Origin of the sequence: Pseudoflavonifractor capillosus (assembly GCF_016899775.1) — a bacterium.
GTDB lineage: Bacteria > Bacillota > Clostridia > Oscillospirales > Oscillospiraceae > Lawsonibacter.
Map to the genome: position 1 here is coordinate 1 of NZ_JACJJE010000137.1, position 1,087 is coordinate 1,087.

General features: G+C 49.2%; 2 protein-coding genes. Both read right to left on the reverse strand.

The window, feature by feature from the left end:
• Positions 1–124: 124 nt before the first annotated feature.
• Entirely contained in the window at positions 125–331 is a 207-nt protein-coding gene (locus H6B31_RS16665) for a hypothetical protein (RefSeq protein ID WP_087292822.1), read from the reverse strand.
• Positions 331–849: a hypothetical protein gene (locus H6B31_RS16670; RefSeq protein ID WP_087396285.1), complete on the reverse strand. Its 519-nt coding sequence runs from the start codon at positions 847–849 to the stop codon at positions 331–333. The genes H6B31_RS16665 and H6B31_RS16670 overlap by 1 nt, the downstream gene beginning before the upstream one ends.
• Positions 850–1,087: the final 238 nt, after the last annotated feature.

Genomic DNA, 1,087 nt, shown 5'->3' on the forward strand with positions numbered 1-1,087 from the left:
GGTTTGTCCATCTGCTGCGGTTCAACGCTTTCCGGGCGTTTTTGGGCCTAAAATGGGCCCAAACCCGGAGGTTATATTCTCTCTGTTCCGACCCAGTTTTTCCGGTTCTGGGTCAGATTTTGGGTCAGGCGCGCATGGAGTAAAAACTCTTTTCTGCCATACGGATTACAAAATCCCGCTCATCCTCATCTGCTGTTGCAAAGTCGATATTGTAGCGTTTACAGATTTTCTGAAAATGCAGAATATATGCCAGATCCGTCTGGCTGGGAGGTGTGACAAAAGAATCCGGCCCCGCCAAATCGTCCAGCTTTGCGTAGTTTTCAGATAGCATCACAACTCCTCCTTCATGAATTGAAATAGCAGGTTTCGGGCAGCCTCTCCGTCAATCAGCAGCAGAAAGGGCTCCCTATGGCTGAATGGTATTGCTCCGAAATCACGAATATAGTGTTCCCGTATCTCTGAGGTTTTTGCCTTCAGATAAATCGTACCGCCGTAACCAGAGTCGATCGATAACTGGACTCCGTAAGCCAAAAGCGCAGCCCCAATGCCGCGATATTTGCGATTTTTCGATAAAGTTGGGTTGCTGTGAGGCGCACTTTCTATGTACTCAATATATACCAAAAATCCCTCCGGCATATTTCGATAGGCGCCGAGTCCTACAAGCTCGCCTGTGGCTGCAATTTTCAATGCGTATTTCTGGAGAAATGGCTCCTGAAGATACTTGGACATCCAACTGGTCTGCCAACAATCCTGCACGGTGAGGCGAAAGTCAGACTCGGTGGCCGGAAGGATTTCTGCTGGGACTTCCTGGCTGCAGGAGAGGTCAAATACATGATATGCAGGGTACATAGGTACACCTCCATCGTAAATTCAGTGTACCATGGAAAAGAAGAAAAAACAAGCGCACAAAAAGGGCTCCTATAAGTAAAACAAGGTGGAACAAGAGATTTTACCCACCCGCGGGTGGGGCAAGCAGAGCGTCTGGCTTGCCGCGAGCGGCAGCCGACACGATTTCCGGGCGGAAGCCCGGACCCACTTTATCTGCAGAGAAAGAAAATGCTGCGGTGCCTTTACACACCAAGAAAAG